Raw genomic sequence first — 14,569 nt, 5'->3', positions numbered from 1 at the left:
AAATTGCCTAGTCTGCCGGCCAAAAGGCCGGAGGGCCAGGCATGAGGCAGATATGGGCAGACTGATCACACTCACCGCGTTGATCTGGGCACTGGCAGCAGGCGCCTGGGCGCAAGGCGGCAGCGGCTTCAGCGGGCTGGCGCGCATTGATGCCGGGGCCAGCCAGGTGCGCGATGCCGGGCCGGGGGCAGAGATCACGCTGGGTCTCAGCCAGGGGGTGCCGTACCGGCTTTTCACCCTGACGGAACCGCCGCGTTTGGTTCTGGATTTCCAAGAGGTCGACTGGACCGGGTTGACGGCAGAGAAGCTGCTGCAGGGGGATCAGGTCACCGCGGCGCAATTCGGCACTTATGTTCCCGGCTGGTCGCGTCTGGTGCTGCAGCTTGCGGAACCGATGAAAGTGGCCAGTGCTGCGTTGACTGTGGATCAGGTGACAGCGGCCGCAACACTGACAGTTGCGCTGGAACAGGTCACAGCGGAGGAGTTTGCCGCCAGCGCCGGGGCACCGCAGGACCCGCGCTGGGACCTGCCCGCACCGGAAACCATGGAGGCGAAGGCGGCGCGGGATGAGAACGCGCCGTTGCTGGTGATGCTGGATCCGGGCCACGGCGGTATTGATCCGGGCGCCGAGACAGAGGTTGTCGTAGAAAAGCACCTGATGCTGCAATTTGCCCGGGAGCTGGGCGAGGCGCTGGTGCGGTCGGGCCAGTTCACCGTGCAGATGACCCGCGATGACGATTATTTTGTCTCGCTGGAGCGGCGCATCGCAATGGCGCATCAGGCGGGCGCGGACGTGTTCATTTCGCTGCATGCGGATACGATTTCCGAGGGCCGCGCCCACGGCTCGACCGTTTATACCCTGTCCAAGGAGGCCTCGGACGCGGCTTCAGCCAAACTGGCGGAGCGGCATCTGCGTGGTGATCTCTTGTCCGGCACCGACCTTAGCCAAGCGGACGACGGCGTGACGGCTGTGATGCTGGATTTGGCCCGGCAGGAAACCCAGCCGCGCAGTGATGCGCTGGCGGCGGCGCTGATCGACGGGCTTCGCGCACAAGGGCGGCCGATCAACAACCGGCCGCTGCGCTCGGCCGGGTTCTCGGTGCTGAAATCCGCCGATATCCCGTCCGTGCTGGTGGAACTTGGGTTTCTGTCCAGCAAGCGCGATATCAAGAATCTGGTGGACGCAGAGTGGCGCGCCAAGGCCGCCCGCGGCATTCTCAACGGGCTGATTGCCTGGCGCGCGCAGGATGATGCCCGCCGGGCGCTGGTGCGGCAGTAGGCGTATTTGCGCCTGAATCGGCGGACCATCCGCAAAACGGGGCCGGGTGCGGTGAAATCTGCTAGGATTTTCCCACCTTCCCCGGCGCCTATCCCCCGTTTCCCGTTTTGACGAGGGCGCTTGCCGTCCCTATATAGGCGGCACCCCGCGTGAAAGGCCAACATCCGTGCTCAGGTTCATATTCTCTTTCTTCGGCTCCATCTTCAGCACCATCACCCTTGGCGTGGCGATGGTGGCGCTGACCATTGGGGCGGTGTTCTGGATCTACGGGCGCGACCTGCCGAGCCATGAATCGCTGGCCCAGTACCAGCCGCCGACGATCAGCCGGATCTATTCGGGCGAGGGGCACCTGATTGACGAATTCGCCAAGGAACGCCGCCTGTTCACCCCGTCGCATGAGATCCCGGATCTGGTGAAACAGGCCTTTATCTCGGCGGAAGACAAGAACTTCTACAGCCATTCCGGTTATGACGCCCGCGGTATCGCCGCAGCGGCGATCGAGGCGGTGCGCTCGCGCGGGCAGAACGTGCGCGGTGCCTCCACCATTACCCAGCAGGTGATGAAGAACTTCCTGTTGTCCGGCGATCGCCGGGCCGAGCGCAAGATCAAGGAGATCATCCTCGCCACCCGGCTGGAGGAAACGCTCGACAAGGAACGCATTCTGGAGCTGTACCTGAACGAGATTTTCCTCGGCCAGAACTCCTATGGCGTGACCGCGGCGGCGCAGACCTATTTCAACAAGACCCTGGGTGAACTGGAGCCGCATGAGGCGGCGACGCTGGCCTCGATGCCCAAGGCGCCGTCGGATTATCACCCCGTGCGCCAGAAGGAGCGCCTGCTGGCGCGGCGCAACTATGTGCTGCGGGAGATGCGCGAGAACGGCTATATCTCCAAGGATGTTTATGACGTGGAGGTGGCGCAGCCGCTGCGCTCGGTCCAGAACGGCGATTTCGAGGGCTTCCGCACCACGCTGCCGCCGCGCGATTACTTTACCGATGAAATCCGCCGCCAGCTGACAGAGGACTTCGGCGAGGGTGAGTTTTTCACCGGCGGCTTTACCGTGCGCGCGACCATCGACCATGACATGCAGGCCGAGGCGGCGCTCGCGATGCGCGGCGGGCTGGAGAAATACGACCGTTCCCGCGGCATCTGGCGCGGCACCGGCGTCAAGCTGGAAGAAGAGCAGCTGAAGGACGAACCCACTTGGCGTGCAGCGCTGGCAAACGCCAATGTCTCCCGCGATATTGTGCTGGGCGGGCGCTGGTATCCGGCAGTGGTGCTGGAGGTCGGCGACAAGTCCCTGACCGTTGGTGTCGAACACAGTGAAGGCACAGGCTCTGTCCCGCGCTCCGACATCAAATGGATGAAAGGCAGCTTTGCTGACAACTTCACCCGCGGCGACGTTGTGCTGGTCCGCGCCGAGAAGAAGGACGATGCCTTCAGCCACTGGTCGCTGCGGCAGGTGCCTGAGGTCCAGGGCGGCTTTGTTGCGATGGACGTGAACTCCGGCCGGGTTCTGGCGATGCAGGGCGGCTTCTCTTACCAGCATTCGGTGTTCAACCGTGCCACCCAGGCGATGCGCCAGCCGGGTTCCAGTTTCAAGCCGTTTGTCTATGCCGCGGCACTGGACAGCGGCTACAGCCCGGCGACCATCGTCGTCGACGCACCGATTGAAATCAACACACCGCAGGGTCTGTGGCGGCCGAAGAACTCCACCAACAAGTTCTACGGTCCGACGCCCTTGCGCACCGGCATCGAGATGAGCCGGAACCTGATGACCATCCGCCTGGCGCAGGAGGTCGGGATGCCGGTTGTGGCGGGCTATGCAGAACGCTTTGGCGTCTATGACAATATGGGGCCGTTCCTGGCCAACTCTCTCGGGGCGGAGGAAACCACGCTTTATAAGATGGTGGCGGCCTATGCGATGTTCGCCAACGGCGGCGAGCGGGTGCAGCCGACGCTGGTGGACCGGGTGCAGGACCGTTTCGGCAAGACCATCTACCGTCACGATGACCGTGACTGCGTCGACTGCTCCGATCCCACGCTGGCGCCCGGTCAGGCCCCGCGCATTGTCACCGACCGCGAACAGGTGATGGACCCGATCACCGCCTATCAGCTCACCTCGATGATGAAGGGCGTGGTTGACCGCGGCACCGCGTCCAGCGTGATCAACCTGCCGGTGCCCACCGCGGGCAAGACCGGCACCACCAACGATTCCCGCGATGTCTGGTTTGTCGGTTTCACCTCCAACATCGTGGCCGGCTGCTACATGGGGTTTGACCAGCCCCGCCCGATGGGCCGCGGCGCCTATGGCGGCACCATGTGCGGCCCGGTGTTCCAGCAGTTCATGAAGAAGGCGACCGAAAAATTCGGCGGCGGCCCGTTCGAGGTGCCGGAAGGCGGCCATTTCATCAAGATCGACCGCTACACCGGCGCGAGGCTGCCTGACGGCGCCTCTGGTGCCTATGTGGTGGCGGAGTATTTCCGCGACGGGGCTGAACCGATCTTCGGCCTGACCTATGACGGCGGCTTTGCGATGGGATCGAACCTGCCGCTGATCGAGGAAGTTCAGCAATCCGGCCGCCAGGTCACCACCTCCAGCGGCGGCACTGCGGTGCTGGGACCAAAGGCGACCTTCGGCACAGTCAGTTCCGGAGGGCTTTACTGATCCAGCGGACTGGGCGGCAGCAGCAATGCCGCCTCGCAGCGGGAGGCGCAGAGGCGGGCGGTGCGCCCGCCTTCGCCGCTGTGCCAGCGCAGGTCGGGCATGATGCAGAACAGTTCCTCGCGCACCGGTTCTTCCAGCGCTGAGACCGCCTGAACCCCTGGGTGGAAGCTCTCGGAGGCGGCGCCCTCGGCATAGATGATCTCGTGCTGGCCAAACAGCACATGAACATAGGTCACGGTGCCGCCTGGCTCCCGCCGGATGGAGCGGTCATTGAGCATATGCACGGCGGAGACCAGAACCTCGCTTTCGCCAAACAGCAGGCTGGCCTGGGAGCCGGAGAACAGCATCCGGTGCTGCGGTGAGACAAGCAGGTCGCGCTCTGCCCCGAACTGGCCTGCCTTGATGCGGATCGGAGCCAGGTTGCCAGTCGCGGGCACCGTTGACTGGCTGATCCAGCGCACTGGCTGCAGGCCGTTGTCGCGGGTCATCACCAGATCGCCGGGACGCAGGGTTTCGATGGCGCGCAGGCCCCCAGACGTGGCGATACGGGTGCCTGCGGTAAAGCAGATGATGTTTTCGATGCCGGAAAAGTAGACGGTACTGCCGTCCAGCAAGGTGGCGCTGCCGGTCTTGCTGCCGCCGGTGTCATCAGTAATGACCAGCGTGCCCTTGTCCAGCTGGCCGTTGAAGTCCAGCGTGTCGCCAGTGGTTTCACCGTCATCGCCGCCAGTTATGGTGATGTCGCCGGTGACGAAGGCTTCGTCGGACACGATTGTGAAATAGTCGTCACCTGCGCCGCCGCTGGCGGAGTCGCCTTCGCCCGCAAAGATGCTGTCGTCGCCCGCGCCGCCGTCCAGCGTATCGGCACCGCTACCACCGGATATCGTGTCATCGCCGCCCTGGCCATAAATCACGTCATCGCCGTCGCCGCCGTCGATGCTGTCATCCCCATCCGCGGGCACTTCCGGGGGCACCGCAAACGTGATGTCGGTGACCATGTAGTCGGAGCCGTCGGTGCCATCGGTCTGCAGGTTGGCGGACAGCACCAGCTGGTCGAAGTCGCCATAGCCACTGATGTCGATGGTGCCGGTGCCAGAGCCCGCAACATCCTCAGTGAAATCCCCTTGGGCGACCAGAACGCCGTCCTTGTAGATGGCCCAGTGGCCCTCTTCGCCGTTCGACTGGGAATAAAGATGCTTAAAGGTGACGCTGACATCGTCGGTATCCTGGTCGAAGTCGACGATCAGTTCCTCTGACACGCCTGAGGCTTTGTCATATCCGATCTGGGCGTCAACCCCGCTGTCAGAGTCGGAAATCGCACCGGCCACGCCATAGCCGCCATCGTAGTAGTCGATGTTGGCAGCACTGGTATTGCCTGCAACGGTCTTAGCCGTGACGGTGAAACCGCTGCTGGTGTCGGTGACATTGGCGTAGGTGATGCTTTGGTCGGAGTCTGTCAGGCCCGCTTCGCTGCTGCTGTCGCCATAGATCGTGTCATCGCCGCTGCCGCCTGCCAGACTGTCGCCGCCTTCACCGCCGAACACCATGTCATTGTCGGCGCCGGCATCCACAGTATCGTCGCCAGCCCCGGCCTCGACCGTATCCTGGTTGCCGGAGGCGCCGCCGCCATTGCCGTTGTCGATCTGGTCGCCGTCGGCATCGGTGTAGCTGCTGTCGATGGTGTCTGCGCCACTGGTGCCCTCCACCGCGCCGTCAGTGTCAGAATAGGCGGGCGGGTTGTCGGCCGAGGCTGAGCTGAACGTATCCGGCGGGCCGTAGTCCGGAACGAAGTAGACGTTTCCGTCTGTGGCCAGATAATAAACACCTGGCTCCAGCTCGTTGGTGTAAGGGGTGCCGCCGTGCGATCCGGTCCAGCTCCAGTTGCCGGCTCCCAGGTTTTGGTCGGTTGTAAAAGAGGCATAGGTGGACGTGATCGTATCGCCGTGATCAAGCGATCCGTCTCCAAGCTGGACAAGATATCCGCTGGGCATGGTCCCAATTCCCCAAATACACCGCGAGCCGGCGGCACGCGCGTTCGAAAGCCCACTGTCAAGCAGGCCCTGTTAATGCCGGGTATTTCGGCAGGCAGATAACGTGCAGCATTTTATCTGAATTTTCTGCAACGGCCGGGGAATGCCTGTGTGGCCTCGCCGCTTGCCCGCGGCGCAAGGGTGGTTTATCACGCAGTCCTGATCTCAGATTGCAAGGACCTCCCATGCGCGCGGAAACCCAGAACATCGTCGCAGACATCGAGAAATCGCTGGAGCTCTTGGCCCAGCGGATGAACTGGGAAACCGCCGAATACCGGCTGGAGGAGTTCAATGCGCGCGTTGAGGATCCCAATCTTTGGGACGATCCGGACGCGGCGCAGAAGCTGATGCGCGAGCGCCAGGCGCTGGTGGATTCCATCGCGACCTACAAGGGCATCCAGCAGGATTTGTCCGACAACATCGAGCTGATCGAACTGGGCGAGATGGAAGACGACGCGGATGTCGTTAAGGACGCTGAGGAAGCTCTGGCGGCGCTCAAGGGCAAGGCTGCCGAGAAAGAGCTGGAAGCGCTGCTGGACGGCGAGGCGGATGCCAATGACACCTTCCTGGAAATCAACGCAGGCGCCGGCGGCACCGAGAGCTGCGACTGGGCCTCGATGCTGGCGCGGATGTATGTGCGCTGGGCCGAGAAGAAGGGCTACAAGGTCGAGCTTCAGTCCGAAAGCGCAGGTGACGAGGCGGGCATCAAATCCGCCGCCTACAAGATTTCCGGCCACAACGCCTATGGCTGGCTGAAATCCGAAAGCGGCGTGCACCGGCTGGTGCGGATTTCGCCCTATGACTCGGCGGCCAAGCGGCACACATCGTTCAGCTCCGTCTGGGTCTACCCGGTGGTGGACGACAATATCGAGATCGAGGTGAACCCTTCTGATATCCGCGTTGACACCTACCGCTCGTCCGGTGCCGGCGGCCAGCACGTCAACACCACCGACTCGGCGGTTCGGATCACTCACATCCCGACCGGCATCGTGGTGACCTCGTCTGAGAAATCCCAGCACCAGAACCGCGATATCGCTATGAAGGCGCTGAAATCGCGCCTCTACCAGCAGGAGCTGGACCGCCGCAACGCCGCCATTAACGAGGCGCATGAGGCCAAGGGCGATGCCGGCTGGGGCAACCAGATCCGGTCTTACGTGCTGCAGCCCTACCAGATGGTAAAGGATCTGCGCACCCAGCATGAGACCTCTGACACCAAGGGGGTTCTGGACGGCGATCTGGACGGTTTCATGGCTGCCACCCTGGCGCTGAATGTTGCCGGTAAAAGCCGCGCGGACGCGCAGGCTGAGGACTGATCCCGGCGATGTCCGGCCGGGGCATCTGACAGTTTTCAAGGGGCAGCCTGCATGGGCTGCCCTTTTTCTTTGTGCAGTTTCTGCTTCGGGCAGGTGCCGCTAAATCATGCATCTGCAAGGCATTTTATTCTGCGGATTTCGCGGCTAGGCTTAAATGAAGCATTTTTGACGCCGCTTTTGAAAAGGACGCAGGCCATCCGCGACCGGACAGAAAACAGGGCCTGCCGGAGGGGAGGAGTACCGCGATGACACCCGAAAAACCCTTTGGTGTGCCGCCGCTGCAGCCGGTCACGACGCAAATGCTGTTTGAGGCGCTGCGCCGGGGCTGGGCGGATTTCCGAAGGAAGCCGCTTTACGGGCTGTTCTTTGCTTCGGTCTATGTGCTGGCTGGCTGGCTGATGGCCTGGATCACCGTGCGTACCGGCACCACATACTGGCTGGTGCTGGCAGCCATCGGGTTCCCGCTGATCGGCCCCTTTGCCGCGGTTGGCCTTTATGAGGTGTCGCACCGGCTGGAACAGGGCAGGGGAATCGCAGTTGGCCGGATTTTGGGTGTCGTGGTGCAGCAAAGCCGCCGCCAGCTGCCGTCGATCTGCGCCATCATCGTGGTGGTTTTCCTGTTCTGGTTCTTTCTCGGCCATATGATCTTTGCCCTGTTCCTGGGGACTGCCACCATGACCAATATTTCCACCTCAGCGGAAGTGTTCCTGACTGCCAACGGGCTGATCATGCTGGCCGTCGGCACTGTAGTCGGGGCGCTGTTCGCATTGCTGCTTTACATGATCACGGTGATTGCACTGCCGCTGCTGCTGGACCGCGAGGTGGATTTCGTCACCGCGATGATTACCAGCTTTCAGTATGTGCAGCAGAATTTTGTGGTGATGATGATCTGGGCCGGAATGATCGCGGTTCTGACCTTTGCGGCGTTGCTGCCGTGGTTCCTGGGTCTGTTTCTGGTGTTGCCGCTGCTGGGCCACGCCACCTGGCACATCTACAGGCTGACAGACGCCAGTTAGCGTCAGTGGAAAGGTTGAGTGGTGTTGAGAAGGCGCCGGTGAAAGGGCAGCAGGGCGTCTTCATCGGCAAATCCGGCGCTGCGGGCGGCGGCCAGAACCTGGGCCGTGTCGCGGCCCAGATGCTCATAGACCATCCGCGTCACCCGCTCGCCGGTGCCGCTTTCGCGGACGGTGCGGGCGACGTAGCCTGACCAGAAGTTGTTCTGCAGCGACGCAACCCGCGCCAGGTAATTGAAGGAATAGGTCATCGCCTTGCGCCGCGCGATGACAAAGGCGACGCCGTCCTCGTGGCCGCTGATATAGCCGCGGAACTCCCGCACGCCGGGGCTGGCCGGCAGGCCCTGGCTGAGCATTGCCTCTTTGGCTTCGAACCCTTTGATATAGGTGACACCGGCCTCGCGGAACACATAGACCAAGCCGATCACGAACTTCTCTTCGTTGATGAAGCTGCGGCGGGTGAAGCGATAAAATCCGGAAGGGAAAAACTCTTCAGTCAGCTGCTGTACGCCGTGGCCCAGAAAGTCAGCCAGAAAGGCGCCATTTACAACCTGGCCTGCCTTGGAAAGAGTTTCGACAGGGTCAAGCAGAATGCGGGCGTCAACCTCAAAGAAACGGCAAATTCGGTCCAGAACATCAGGGCGCGGGAAACTTTCACCGGACAGGTACCGGTTGAATTGGGTGCGGTTGATCCCCAGCTGCCGCGACAATTCAGAAATCGACCGGTATTGCCGCGCCAGTTGACGCAAGTTGGCGCCAAACATGTTCCTTAAGTCAGCTGGAGAGCGGTTCTGGCTGTTCATTCGGGGTCCTGACTGTCCGGCTTTTACGTAGAATTTTCCCCTTTTACCGAAGGCTTATGCCAGTTTTCGGCATCACCGGACCGGTCTGTGCCGCCTACCTGCGTCAGGGGTGTCGCTAATTCACGTCAGAAGGCTAATTGAACTGACACAAAATGCAATAGCCCAACCCGATTTTTGTCATGTTGGCGTCAGCTTAATTGGTTCAGAATTGGGTGGCGGCAATACGAGGACTGGTATGATTGGAGTCATTTTATGGAGTGACGCCCCCCTGACCAAAGCCGTTATATGGTGCGGCGATCAAGGGGACCTTGCTTTTTTCACAAACAAGGCTGACGCAGGCTTTCCAGAGCTGAACCCGGGTGATTGGGTTGAGTTTGACATAATCCTGAGTGGTAATATTCGAATTGCAGAAGATCTGTCTGTTGTCGTGGAACAGGGCAGCCCTGATTTGGCCGACCGGCTGAGCGCAACAGCGGAATGCGGTGAGAAGGCGGAGCCCGATTGCCAGGAGCAGAAGGTTGTTCCCTTCCCGCTGCAGGCAGCAGAAAAGCGGCGCGTTTCCGCACCGCTTCGCAACGTTCAAGGATAACGCCGGCCCTTAACGGGCCGGGGACAGGGTCAGTTGCCGCGCAGAAGGGCGGCAACGCCGGTGCGGGCAATCTCGGCCAGACCCAGAGGGCGCATCAGATCGGCAAAGGCATCGATCTTTTCCGGCGCACCGGTGATTTCAAAGACAAAGCTGTTCAGGGTACTGTCGACCACGTTGGCGCGGAAGATATCCGCCAGCCGCAGCGCCTCGACGCGTTTGTCGCCTTCGCCTGCCACTTTCAGGATTGCCAGTTCGCGCTCCACTGCGGCGCCTTCGACCGTCAGGTCATGCACGTCGCGGACCGACACGATCCGGCCTAGCTGTGCCTTGATCTGCTCGATCACCTGCGGGGTGCCGGTGGTGACAATGGTGATGCGCGATAGGTGGCCGGTATGGTCCACCTCGGCTACGGTGAGGCTTTCAATGTTGTAGCCGCGGCCCGAAAACAGGCCGATCACCCGGGCCAGAACGCCGGGTTCGTTTTCCACCAGCACCGCAATGGTGTGGCGCTCCTGCACGTCCGAAAACGTCGGGCGCAGGTTGTAGGCGGAGTGGCGGTTGGAGCCTTTTTTGATATGCAGGGCAGACATTCGTGGTCTTCCTCTCGTATGTCGGTGCCAGGAAATTCGAATTTCCTGGCAAATTTCTTCGAAGAAATTTGCGGCGCCGCCGCGGTTACACCAGCACTGCGCCGCCGGCCTGGATGACGCCCTGCGTCTCCGCCTCGCCCAAGAGCATCTCGTTATGCGCCTTGCCCGACGGGATCATCGGGAAGCAGTTCTCGTGCTTCTCGACCAGGCAGTCGAAGATCACCGGCCCGTCATAATCTATCATTTCCATGATCGCATCATCCAGGTCTTTGGGATCGCTGACGCAGATGCCCTTGGCGCCGAAGGCCTCTGCGAGCTTCACGAAATCAGGCAGTGCCTCGGACCAGGAGTGGCTGTAGCGTTCGCCGTGCAGCAGCTCCTGCCACTGGCGCACCATGCCCAGGCGCTCGTTATTGAGGATGAACTGCTTCACCGGCAGGCGGTACTGCACAGCGGTGCCCATTTCCTGCATGTTCATCAGCCACGATGCCTCGCCCGCGACGTTGATCACCAGCGCGTCCGGATGCGCCATCTGGGCGCCGATCGAGGCCGGGAAGCCATAACCCATGGTGCCAAGCCCGCCGGAGGTCATCCAGCGGTTCGGATCCTCAAAGCCCAGGTATTGCGCGGCCCACATCTGGTGCTGTCCGACCTCGGTGGTGACGTAACGGTCACGGCCTTTGGTCAGCTCCTCCAGGCGCTGCAGCGCGTACTGCGGCTTGATGGTCTTTTCCGAGTTCTTGAAGGACAGGCAGTTCACCGCGCGCCATTCGTTGATCTGCTTGTGCCACTTGTCCAGCGCCTCGCGGTTCACCTTGCGGCCGCGCGACTTCCAGACCTTCAGCAGGTCCTCCAGCACATGGGCCACATCGCCGACAATCGGGATATCGACCCGGATCACCTTGTTTATCGAGGAGGGGTCGATGTCGATATGGGCTTTCTTCGACTTCGGGCTGAAGGCGTCGATGCGGCCGGTGATCCGGTCATCGAAGCGGGCGCCGATGTTGATCATCAGGTCGCAGCCGTGCATCGCCATGTTGGCCTCGTAAAGCCCGTGCATGCCCAGCATTCCCAGCCAGTTCTTGCCGGAGGCCGGATAAGCGCCCAGCCCCATCAGGGTGGAGGTGATTGGAATGCCGGTGGCATCGACCAGCTCACGCAGCAACTGGCTCGCTGCAGAGCCGGAGTTGATGACGCCGCCGCCGGTATAGAACACCGGGCGCTTGGCCTTTTCGATGGCCTCGACCAGCTCGGTGATCTCTTCCATATCACCTTTGACCTGGGGCTGGTAATGCGAGGCCGACGGCTTCGGGCCCTGATACTTGCCATTGGCGAACTGCACGTCCTTGGGGATGTCGACCAGAACCGGGCCGGGGCGGCCGGATTTGGCGACGTGGAATGCCTCGTGCAGGGTGCCGGCCAGCGCATCGGTGTCCTTGACCAGCCAGTTGTGCTTGGTGCAGGGGCGGGTGATGCCGACGGTATCCGCCTCCTGAAAGGCGTCGGAGCCGATCATGAAGGTCGGGACCTGGCCTGTCAGAACCACGATCGGGATCGAGTCCAGGAGAGCGTCGGTGAGACCTGTGACCGCATTGGTGGCACCGGGACCGGACGTCACCAGCACAACGCCGGGCTTGCCGGTGGAGCGGGCATAGCCTTCGGCGGCGTGGACCGCGCCTTGCTCATGGCGGACCAGCACGTGACGAATGTCATTCTGCAGAAAGATCTCGTCATAGATCGGCAGCACGGCGCCGCCTGGGTATCCGAAGACTACGTCCACACCCTGATCCTTCAGGGCTTGGACAACCATCTTTGCGCCGGTCATTTCACGTGTCATCTGCTTTTTGCTCCAATTGGCGGCATCGTCCGTTACGCATAAAAAAAGCCCCCGATTTCAGGTCGGAGGCGCATGGGTTCGATTATGGTCTACCGTTACCGGCCCATGCGCTTGGTTCCTACGATTACGACTAGGGTGGTCACTGCCACAGGCTCCTTCTTGCGTTGCGGGCGACATTATGTCTGCCGGACAGGGGCGTCAACCGCGAAAGCTGTCAAAAAACACCGGTTCAGGGACATTTTCTTGCTTGCAGGCGGGGGTGCGGCGAAATTTCCGCGAAAACGGGTGCGGTTTTCCGTGCGGATTCGTTCAAAACCGGCACCGGGATGTCCCGTTTGTGCCAGATCGGCCAAACCGCAGCAGGCAAGCTCACCTTAAAAGAGGCGACAGGGAAGGACATACAATGGCTGAACTTGCAGAACTGGTGGATCTGGGCCGGTATCCCATCGACCGGCCCGGCTCGCCTGCCTATGCGCGGATGATGGCGGACGTGCAAAGCGAGCTGGAGGCTGACGGCTGCGCGGTGCTGCCGGGATTTGTGCATGAAGACGGCATCGCCCGGCTGGCAGCAGAGGCAGATAGCGTGGCGGATCAGGGGCATAAGTCGTTCAGCCGCACCAACGCATATTTCTCCAAAGACGACCCGGCACTGCCGGAAGACCATCCGGTGCGCCAATTCTATGACCGCTCCAACGCCTTCATTCCAGCGGACAATTTCGGCGCCGCCAGTCCGCTGCGGACAATCTATGAATTTCCCGGCTTCATGCCCTTCATCCGGGAGGCATTGGGCGAGCCGGAGGGCCGTTTCTTCCGCTATGACGACCCTTTGGCGGACGTGATAATTAACATGGTCGAGGAGGGCGACGGCTTCCCCTGGCATTTTGATACCAACAACTACACGGTGACACTGGCGATCCAGAACGGCGAGGCGGGTGGCGATTTCGAATACGCGCCGATGCTGCGCACGCCCACGGACGAGAACTTCGACGGTGTGGCGCGGGTGCTGGCGGGCGGCTCGCCCCTGGTGCGCAGGCTGGTGCTGCAGCCGGGCGATCTGCAGATCTTCCGCGGCCGCTATTCATTGCACAGGGTAGCCCCGGTCGAAGGCCCGCGCAGGCGCTACGTCGGCATCTTCTCCTTTGTCGAGACTGAGGGCATGTGCGGCGGAGTGGAGCGCACCAGGCAGCTTTATGGCCGGGTGCTGCCGCGCCACTACGAGCGCGAAGGACTGCGTGCAGACGCGCTGCGGGACTGACAAAAACGGGCGCCCCGGGGGGGAGGGCGCCCGGACGGGCACAACAATGTTGCGGCAATGCCGAGGATTACTCCGTCAGCGCGTTATGCCCGAAATACAGAAACTCCTTGTCCATCCCCTGCACATCCGCCGCCGCCAGCGACAGAGAGGCGCCGTCCAGCATTTTGAAGCTTTTCTGGTCCTTTACCCAGGTGTCGGCGGGCTGCAGCGTCGACAACGTATAGGTGGTGGTCTCCGACAGGTAGTGGGTAGGGATCACCACCTTGGGCTGGATACGTTCCACCAGCGCGTTGGCCTGCTCATAGGACAGGATGTGCTCGGAACCGTCGACCGGCAGGGTCAGCACGTCGATGCGCCCGATGGCATCCCAGAACCCGTCTGCCGGGTCGGGCCGGTTATCGCCCCAAATCAGGGTGCGGATGCCGCCGGTCTCCACCACATAGGTCACCATGTCCATGTGGCCCGGGTTGTTGGGCGGGCAGGCCTCAACCCCGAATTCCGCCAGGGCGTTGGTCCAGGGGTACCAGCCCGGCGCGACGCAGGCGTGCTTGTCGGCATAGCCAGTGATCTTGAGATCCGCGAATTCGAAACTGCCGACCATCCGGTCCAGCACCATGGTTGATTGCGGGCGGTCGATGGCGTCGTGGTCGAAATGGGTATGGGTGGACATGGTGATATCCACCAGCGTTTCCGGGAATTTCTGCTTGAACCAAAGCCCCCAGGCACCGGAGGGATCGTCCCGCCACGGATCGAACAGGATGGAGGCGCCGCCGGGCGAGGTGATCTTGAGGGCGCAATGGCCGTAGAAATCGATCTTCACCTCGCCATCCGTAAAGGCGGACATGTTCTGCAGGTCGATCACGTGGTTGTTGTTGCCGGGCTGCAGCCAGTCGGTTGATTGCGCCTGTGCGCTGGTGCTGCCCAGCAGGCCGGCGGCCGTTCCGACGCCTGCTGCGCCTGCGGCTGCAAAGAAGCTGCGCCGGGACAGACCGGGCGCCAGATCATCCTTGCGGCCATCAAGCCTGGCCGGTTTCAGGTCCTTCTTTTGCTCATCCATTGGTTCCGTCTCCCTGTTGTTGTCTGGCCGCCGCCTTGGCGCAGCGATGCAAACAGGCTAGGCATCAACGGCTCTAAGGGGTGCCCCGGAAGATTGTGGGGGTAATATGGGGCCAATCCCCATAATTTGGGCAAA

11 protein-coding genes are annotated in these 14,569 nt (G+C 61.9%); 6 read left to right on the top strand and 5 right to left on the bottom strand.

What is annotated here, in order from left to right; genetic code table 11:
- Positions 1-52: 52 nt before the first annotated feature.
- Both RA24_RS04800 and RA24_RS04795 read left to right on the top strand, forming a co-directional pair.
- Complete coding sequence (locus tag RA24_RS04800) at positions 53-1,279, top strand: N-acetylmuramoyl-L-alanine amidase (protein WP_039190238.1); 1,227 nt, start codon at positions 53-55, stop codon at positions 1,277-1,279.
- A gap of 166 nt (positions 1,280-1,445) precedes the next feature.
- Complete coding sequence (locus RA24_RS04795) at positions 1,446-3,947, top strand: penicillin-binding protein 1A (protein WP_039190236.1); 2,502 nt, start codon at positions 1,446-1,448, stop codon at positions 3,945-3,947.
- On the opposite strand, the gene RA24_RS04790 is transcribed toward RA24_RS04795, so the two are convergent.
- Positions 3,941-5,938 (bottom strand): Hint domain-containing protein, encoded by a 1,998-nt coding sequence (locus tag RA24_RS04790; RefSeq protein ID WP_039190234.1) that lies wholly within the window; start codon positions 5,936-5,938, stop codon positions 3,941-3,943. The two genes, RA24_RS04795 and RA24_RS04790, sit on opposite strands and share 7 nt — an antisense overlap.
- A gap of 224 nt (positions 5,939-6,162) precedes the next feature.
- On the opposite strand from RA24_RS04790, the gene prfB reads away from it, so the two are divergent.
- Complete coding sequence (gene prfB / locus RA24_RS04785) at positions 6,163-7,290, top strand: peptide chain release factor 2 (RefSeq protein ID WP_019296782.1); 1,128 nt, start codon at positions 6,163-6,165, stop codon at positions 7,288-7,290.
- A 245-nt stretch (positions 7,291-7,535) separates the two neighbouring features.
- A complete protein-coding gene (locus tag RA24_RS04780) occupies positions 7,536-8,306 on the top strand; it encodes a DUF2189 domain-containing protein (protein WP_039170632.1) in 771 nt (256 codons plus the stop codon).
- A 2-nt stretch (positions 8,307-8,308) separates the two neighbouring features.
- Here RA24_RS04780 and RA24_RS04775 read toward each other — a convergent pair whose 3' ends face one another.
- Positions 8,309-9,106 (bottom strand): helix-turn-helix domain-containing protein, encoded by a 798-nt coding sequence (locus tag RA24_RS04775; protein WP_019296780.1) that lies wholly within the window; start codon positions 9,104-9,106, stop codon positions 8,309-8,311.
- 109 nt (positions 9,107-9,215) lie between these two features.
- On the opposite strand from RA24_RS04775, the gene RA24_RS04770 reads away from it, so the two are divergent.
- On the top strand, positions 9,216-9,695 hold the full coding sequence (locus tag RA24_RS04770) for a hypothetical protein (protein WP_241480903.1): 480 nt from the start codon (positions 9,216-9,218) through the stop codon (positions 9,693-9,695).
- 29 nt (positions 9,696-9,724) lie between these two features.
- Here RA24_RS04770 and ilvN read toward each other — a convergent pair whose 3' ends face one another.
- Together ilvN and RA24_RS04760 are read right to left on the bottom strand one after the other, a co-directional pair.
- Entirely contained in the window at positions 9,725-10,285 is a 561-nt protein-coding gene (gene ilvN, locus RA24_RS04765) for an acetolactate synthase small subunit (RefSeq protein WP_019296778.1), read from the bottom strand.
- A gap of 85 nt (positions 10,286-10,370) precedes the next feature.
- Positions 10,371-12,122 carry an acetolactate synthase 3 large subunit gene (locus RA24_RS04760; protein WP_019296777.1) on the bottom strand — a complete coding sequence of 584 codons (1,752 nt, stop codon included), beginning with the start codon at positions 12,120-12,122 and terminating at the stop codon, positions 10,371-10,373.
- A 403-nt stretch (positions 12,123-12,525) separates the two neighbouring features.
- Between RA24_RS04760 and RA24_RS04755 the strand changes: the two genes are divergently transcribed.
- Positions 12,526-13,377 (top strand): HalD/BesD family halogenase, encoded by an 852-nt coding sequence (locus RA24_RS04755; RefSeq protein WP_039190230.1) that lies wholly within the window; start codon positions 12,526-12,528, stop codon positions 13,375-13,377.
- A gap of 67 nt (positions 13,378-13,444) precedes the next feature.
- On the opposite strand, the gene RA24_RS04750 is transcribed toward RA24_RS04755, so the two are convergent.
- Complete coding sequence (locus RA24_RS04750; protein ID WP_039190227.1) at positions 13,445-14,434, bottom strand: MBL fold metallo-hydrolase; 990 nt, start codon at positions 14,432-14,434, stop codon at positions 13,445-13,447.
- Between the last annotated feature and the right edge of the window lie 135 nt (positions 14,435-14,569).

The sequence above is a fragment of the Leisingera sp. ANG-M6 genome (genome assembly GCF_000813905.1).
Lineage (GTDB): Bacteria > Pseudomonadota > Alphaproteobacteria > Rhodobacterales > Rhodobacteraceae > Leisingera.
Note: the sequence above shows the minus strand (reverse complement) of the source record. Positions and strands in the feature narration are given on the sequence as shown.